The sequence below is a fragment of the Saccharomonospora saliphila YIM 90502 genome, from assembly GCF_000383795.1.
GTDB lineage: Bacteria > Actinomycetota > Actinomycetes > Mycobacteriales > Pseudonocardiaceae > Saccharomonospora > Saccharomonospora saliphila.
In genome coordinates this window covers 87,730-93,707 of record NZ_KB912640.1, presented here as the reverse complement: position 1 = coordinate 93,707, position 5,978 = coordinate 87,730, and the positions used below count along the sequence as shown (strand labels likewise).

General features: G+C 71.8%; 5 protein-coding genes. 4 read left to right on the top strand and 1 reads right to left on the bottom strand.

Translation table 11 applies throughout. The features are described from left to right. Positions 1–102: 102 nt before the first annotated feature. Entirely contained in the window at positions 103–888 is a 786-nt protein-coding gene (locus tag SACSA_RS0105520) for an IclR family transcriptional regulator (RefSeq protein ID WP_019814174.1), read from the bottom strand. 167 nt (positions 889–1,055) lie between these two features. Here SACSA_RS0105520 and mtrA point away from each other — a divergent pair, with 167 nt between their 5' ends. The 4 genes from mtrA to SACSA_RS25745 all read left to right on the top strand — a co-directional run. Further along, positions 1,056–1,733: an MtrAB system response regulator MtrA gene (gene mtrA / locus SACSA_RS0105515; RefSeq protein ID WP_028661574.1), complete on the top strand. Its 678-nt coding sequence runs from the start codon at positions 1,056–1,058 to the stop codon at positions 1,731–1,733. Between the two features lie 200 nt (positions 1,734–1,933). Further along, the gene (gene mtrB, locus SACSA_RS0105510) at positions 1,934–3,796 is read left to right on the top strand and encodes an MtrAB system histidine kinase MtrB (RefSeq protein WP_028661573.1); all 1,863 of its coding nucleotides are present in this window, start codon (positions 1,934–1,936) and stop codon (positions 3,794–3,796) included. After that, positions 3,793–5,562 (top strand): LpqB family beta-propeller domain-containing protein, encoded by a 1,770-nt coding sequence (locus SACSA_RS0105505; RefSeq protein WP_019814171.1) that lies wholly within the window; start codon positions 3,793–3,795, stop codon positions 5,560–5,562. Before mtrB ends, SACSA_RS0105505 begins: the two co-directional genes overlap by 4 nt. A gap of 128 nt (positions 5,563–5,690) precedes the next feature. After that, on the top strand, positions 5,691–5,978 hold a 288-nt coding region (locus SACSA_RS25745; protein ID WP_408640268.1), incomplete at its 3' end, for a ComF family protein.

Here is a 5,978-nt window from a genome sequence, read left to right as displayed (position 1 = left end):
CACGCGTCGGCACCGGGTCGTCCTCCTGCGGCGCACGGGCGGGCAGGCCCCGCGCCCGTAGCGGTGGCCTTCCCGCGTCCGGAACCGGGCCGGACGGGGCGGCTACCGCGGGAAGTGGCCGAGCTGTCCGGACAGCTCAGCCGCGGCGTCGGTCATCGGCCGCACGACCTGCCGGATTCGCTCGCGGGAGAGCCGGTAGGCGGGGCCGGAAGCGGACAGCGCGGCGGTGACCGCTCCGTCGGCGCCGTAGATCGGCACGGCCACCGCGTGCATGCCGACCTCGTACTCCTCGAACGAGGCCGCGAAACCGTCGTGCACGACCTGCTCCAGCTCCTCGCGCAGCTCCCGGGGCGTCACCGTGGTGCGGGGGGTGTACTGCTCGAGCCGGTGCCGCAGGAGCGGATCGCGGTCGTCGGCGGTCATGTAGGCGAGCAGGACCTTGCCGCTCGACGTGGCGTGCAGCGGGGTGCGCCGTCCGGTCCAGTTCTGCGCGGTGACGGCCGCGGACCCGAACGCCTGGCTGATGTTGATCGCCACGCCGCCGTCGGCCACGGCGATGTTGACCGTCTCGCCGAGCGCGTCGGCCAGTGTTTGGCAGGTCTGGTTGCCGAGCTTGGCGAGGTCCATCCTGCCGGTCGCCGCACCGGCGAGCCGCACGACGCCGAAGCCGATCGCGTACTTCCCGCGTTCGCCGAGCTGCTCAACCAGGTTGCGCACCTCGAGGGCGCTGACGAGCCTCGACGCCGTCGACTTGTGCACGCCCAGCTCGGCGGCGATGTCCGTGATTCCCGCTTCGCCCTCGCGGGCGAGCAGTTCCAGCACGGTGATAGCCCGGTCGACGGACTGGACGGGGCTGGCGGTGCTGTTGGCCCCTTCGGAGTTCCGCATGACGCAACAGTAACGGTCGACGCAAGGACGCAGGTCACGTCATCGTAAATCATGCGCTCCCCGAAAGCTCCCCTCCCCGTGCTTTCGATGTGCCGACGGCGCCATTCGGTGCCCGTCCCGGCGGGCCGTGCACGTCCCGCGAGACGGGCAGTGCGACTATGTTCCGCATGAAGGCGCGTGTCCTGGTTGTCGACGACGATCCCGCCCTGGCGGAAATGCTGACCATCGTGCTGCGCGGAGAGGGCTTCGACACCACCGTGGTGTCCGACGGCTCGCGCGCGCTTCCCGCGTTGCGTGAGCTGAAGCCGGACCTGGTGCTGCTCGACCTCATGCTGCCCGGGATGAACGGCATCGACGTGTGCAAGGCCATCCGCGCGGAGTCGGGCGTGCCCGTGGTGATGCTGACCGCCAAGAGTGACACGGTCGACATCGTGCTCGGCCTCGAATCGGGCGCCGACGACTACGTGGTCAAGCCGTTCAAGCCGAAGGAACTCGTGGCGCGTGTGCGGGCCCGCATGCGGCGCACCGAGTCAGAGCCCGCCGAGCAGCTCGTGATCGGGGACCTCACCATCGACGTGCCCGGGCACGAGGTCACCAGGGACGGCGAGTCGATCGCGCTGACCCCGCTCGAGTTCGACCTGCTGGTGGCGCTGGCGCGCAAGCCCCGGCAGGTGTTCACCCGCGAGGTGCTGCTCGAACAGGTCTGGGGCTACCGCCACGCGGCCGACACCCGGCTGGTCAACGTCCACGTCCAGCGGCTGCGGTCGAAGGTGGAGAAGGACCCTGAACACCCCGAGGTCGTGCTGACCGTACGGGGTGTCGGGTACAAGGCGGGCCCACCGTGAGGGGCCTGCGCGGCCGTCCCTCCGGGACGGACCGGCACAATCAGCGAACGGGCTCGCCGGAGGACAGGGCGAGCACGGGCTCGCCGGAGGACAGGGCGAGCAAGGCCGTCGGATGGAGGTGACGGTGTCACAGACGGTGGCCACGGGTCCCGGGCACGGTGATTCGCGCCGGCCGTGGTCGTAGGGACACCGGGACGGGCATGAGACTTCGACTGGCGTCCGTGGGCCGGTCCGCGCTCTCCCTTGCCGGTCGTGCGGCGGCGTTCGGCAGGCGCAGGTCGGCGGCGTTCGGTGAGGTGTGGCACCGTTCGCTCCGGTTCCGCGTGACGATGTCCACCCTGGCGTTGTCGTCGGCGGTGGTGTTCGTCCTGGGCATGGTCCTGCAGAACCAGATCGTCGAGCGCCTCATGGACACGAAGGAGCGCGCGGCGCTGAACCAGCTCCGCGTCGCGGTGCGGACGGCCGAGAACGAGCTGGTCGGCGACGCCGGCGCCGACGACGCGCTGCGTAACCGGCTGAACAACGCGCTCAAGAGCATCACCAACACCTCGGTCGCCACCCAGGACACCGAGAACTCCTCGGCGGGGGCCTTCGAGCCGGTCCTGGTCGCGGGCGACGCCGAGCGGACCAGCGAGATACCCGTGCACGCGGGCCCCTACGACAAGGTTCCGCCCCGGCTGAGCAACTACGCGACGAACAACCAGACGGCCCGGCAGTTCCACACCACCGCCGACGGCTCGACGTACCTGATCGTCGCGGCCCCGGTGACCACGGCGACCCGGCCGATCCAGCTCTACCTGCTGTTCCCGCTGTCCACCGAGCAGAACACCGTCACGACGGTGCAGAACACCATGCTCGTGGCCGGGCTCGCGTTGCTGGTGCTGCTGGCGGGGATCACGAACATGGTCACGCACCAGGTGGTCACCCCGGTGCGCCGTGCCGTGGCCGCCACCGAGGATTTCGCCGGTGGCGACCTGGACAGACGGCTGGACGTGAGCGGCGAGGACGACCTCGCCAAGCTCGGGCAGTCGTACAACGAGATGGCCGCGAACATCCAGGAGCAGATCCGTCAGCTCGAGGAGTTCGGCCAACTGCAACGGCGGTTCACCTCCGACGTCTCGCACGAGCTGCGCACCCCGCTGACCACCGTGCGCATGGCGGCGGACGTGCTGCACGCCTCCCGCGAGGAGTTCCCCACCGGGCTCTCCCGCTCGGCCGAGCTGCTGGTCGACGAGCTCGACCGGTTCGAGGCCCTGTTGCACGACCTGCTGGAGATTTCCCGGCTCGACGCGGGCGTGGAAGACCTCGCCGCCGAGCGCGGGGATGTCCGCCCCGTGGCACACCGCGCCGTCGAGCAGGTCAGCGCCATCGCGGGCAGTACCGGCAGCGCCATCGAACTCGACCTGCCGGAGGAGGAGGTGCGTGCCGAGATCGACGCCCGCAGGGTCGAGCGCATCCTGCGCAACCTGCTCGCCAACGCCGTCGACCACGGCGACGGGCACCCGGTGCGGTTGCGGCTGGACGCCGACGACCACGCGGTGGCGTTCACGGTCCGCGACTACGGGGTGGGGCTGCGCCCGGGCGAGGCCGATCTCGTGTTCAACCGGTTCTGGCGTGCCGACCCGTCCCGGAACCGGCGCACCGGCGGTACGGGACTCGGGTTGGCGATCAGCCACGAGGACGCACGGCTGCACGGCGGCTGGCTGGAGGCCTGGGGCGAACCCGGGCACGGCTCCTGCTTCCGTCTGACACTGCCGCGCGAGCTCGACCACGAGCTCGAGGGCAGCCCGGCCGAGCTGCCGCCCGACCCGCCCGACCCGGCTTCCCGGGCCTCGCGGGCCGGCTCCGGCGACGAGAACACCGGCGAAACCGGTGGCGCCGATGACGTCGGTGGCGCCGACGCCGGTGACCCCGGTGGCGCGGACGCGGGAGTCGGCGGTACCGGCGAGACCGGCGCCTCCGTCCCCGCCGGGGAGCCCGGCGCACGGCAGGACGGCCCAGGTGGGAACCGGGCCGGACCCGGTTCGGACGAAGCGGCGGTCGAGCACGAGGAGGTGCGGTGAACACAACGGCGGACCCGGCCCCGCGTCCGCGCGGAAGGATCGTCGGCGCACTCCTCGCCTGCGCACTGCTGGTCACCGGCTGCGCGGCCATCCCGACCCAGTCGCAACCGAAGGCGATCCCGCAGGAGGGCAACGGTCAGCCCACCCAGGAGATCCCCGAGCCGGAGGCAGGGCTGGACCCGCTCTCGGTCGTGCGCGAGTTCGTGCGGGCCAGCGCCCAGCCCGCCAACGACCACGCCGCTTCCCAGGCCTACCTCGGCGAACGGGCGCGCGAGCAGTGGCGGCCGGACAGCAGCCTGACCGTCATCCGGGACGAGTTCGGCACCGTCTTCCTCGGCGAGGACGAGCAGCCGGAGAACCCGAACGAACGGCTGGTGGCGTTGCGTGCCTCCCAGGTGGGCAGGCTGGCCTCCGACAACGCGTTCGTGTCGTCGAACGAGGACATCCGGGAACCGGTCCGCCTGCGCAAGCAAGCCGACGGCGAGTGGCGCATCGTCGAGCCGCCGGGCACCATCATGATCACCACGACCGACTTCGCGGACGCCTACTTCGAGGTCTCGGCCTACTTCTTCTCGCCGGACTCCACCGCGCTGGTCCCCGACCCCCGCTACGTCGTGGCGAAGCCGCAGTCCGGCCTCCCGGCTCGCGTGCTCGACCTGCTGCTCGCGGGACCGTCGAAAGGGCTGGCGGGCGCGGTGCGCAATCCGCTCGGCGAGTCCGCTTCGCTCGACAGCAACGTCACGGTCGCCAGCGACGGCGCGCTCGTCGTGCCGCTGACCGGGGTCGCCGAGCGCGGCGAGCAGGACAGACAGCTCATGGTCGCGCAGGTGGTGCGGTCGTTGCAGCACGTGACCACCAGCCGGGTCCGACTGCTCTCGGACGGGACCGCGCTGGTGCCCGGCCAAAGCGACTGGAGGCCCGCCGACCTCCCGGCCTACGAGTCGGTCGTGTCGCCGAGCTCGGAACTGCCGGGGCTGATGACGGTGAACGGCCGGGTGTACTCGCTCGGCTCGGGCGCGCCGGTCGACGGCCCGGCCGGTGCGGGGGCCTACGACGTGCGGCACGCGGCGCAGTCGATCAACGGCCAGCAACTCGCGGTCGTCGAGCGGGTCGGGGACGAGGTGCGGCTGCGCGTGGGTGACTACGGCAGGGCCGGCCAGGTCGTCGAGGACATGACGGCACGGTCCATGACGCGGCCGACGTGGCGTCCACCGTCGAACGACGAGTCCAAGTCGAGCGAGCTGTGGACGGTGGTCGACGAGGAACGCCTGGTGCGTGTGCGGCGCGCGCCCGACGACGGGTGGGTGGCCCGGCGGGTCAGTGTGGGGGAGCTGCCGGGTGACGGGCCGATCACCGCGCTGCGGTTGTCCCGTGACGGCGCACGGGTTGCCTTGGTCAAGGGCGGAAACCTCATCGTCGCCTCGGTGGTGCGGACCAACTCGGAGGTGACGCTGCGGGCCCCCCGGGTGTACAAGGGCGATGTGCTCACCTCGGCGGTCGACGTGGACTGGGCCGCGCAGGACACGCTGGTCGTGGCCACCGCGTCGGAGTGGGCGCCGGTGGTCCGGGTCTCGGTCGACGGATTCCAGCTCGACCAGTTCAACAGCTCGAATCTCGAGTCGCCGATGAAGGCGATCACCGCCGCGCCCGGGAGGCAGATCGTGGTGGCCGACGCGCACGGACTGTGGACCGCGGGCGAGGTGGGCGCGGTGTGGGTGCCGCATCCGCGGAGCGAGCCGGACGCCGAGCCCTTCTACCCCGGCTGAGGCCTCCGCCCTCTGGTCTTTCACGCACTGCCCGGCCGGTGCGTTCCCGCTGGGATCTCCGCGGGGCGGTGGGGCGTGGTGTGCGGTGAGTGGGGAACTGTCGGGGGTGACGGGCATGCTCGGCCTCCGTGGTGACTCGTGAGGCTCTGCGGCTGGCTCGCTCCGTGGGCACGGCGGCACTCGACCTGCTGATCCCGGCGCGGTGCGCGGTCTGCGGTGAGCCCGGCTCCGCATGCTGTCCCGGATGCTCGGGGGAGCTGGCGCGGGCATGGCCGTTCGCCCACGGCCCCAGGGTGTACGCGCTGGCGCGCTACGACGGGGCGGCACGCCGGTTGGTGCTGGCCTACAAGGAACGCGGCAGGCGGGACCTCGCGGGCCCGCTGGGCGGTGTGCTCGCGGCCGGTGTGCCGCGCGTG

Coding starts and splice junctions, on each gene's coding strand:
- SACSA_RS0105520 (WP_019814174.1), bottom strand. CDS start 888: ATGCGGAACTCCGAAGGGGCCAACAGCACCGCCAGCCCCGTCCAGTCC.
- mtrA (WP_028661574.1), top strand. CDS start 1,056: ATGAAGGCGCGTGTCCTGGTTGTCGACGACGATCCCGCCCTGGCGGAA.
- mtrB (WP_028661573.1), top strand. CDS start 1,934: ATGAGACTTCGACTGGCGTCCGTGGGCCGGTCCGCGCTCTCCCTTGCC.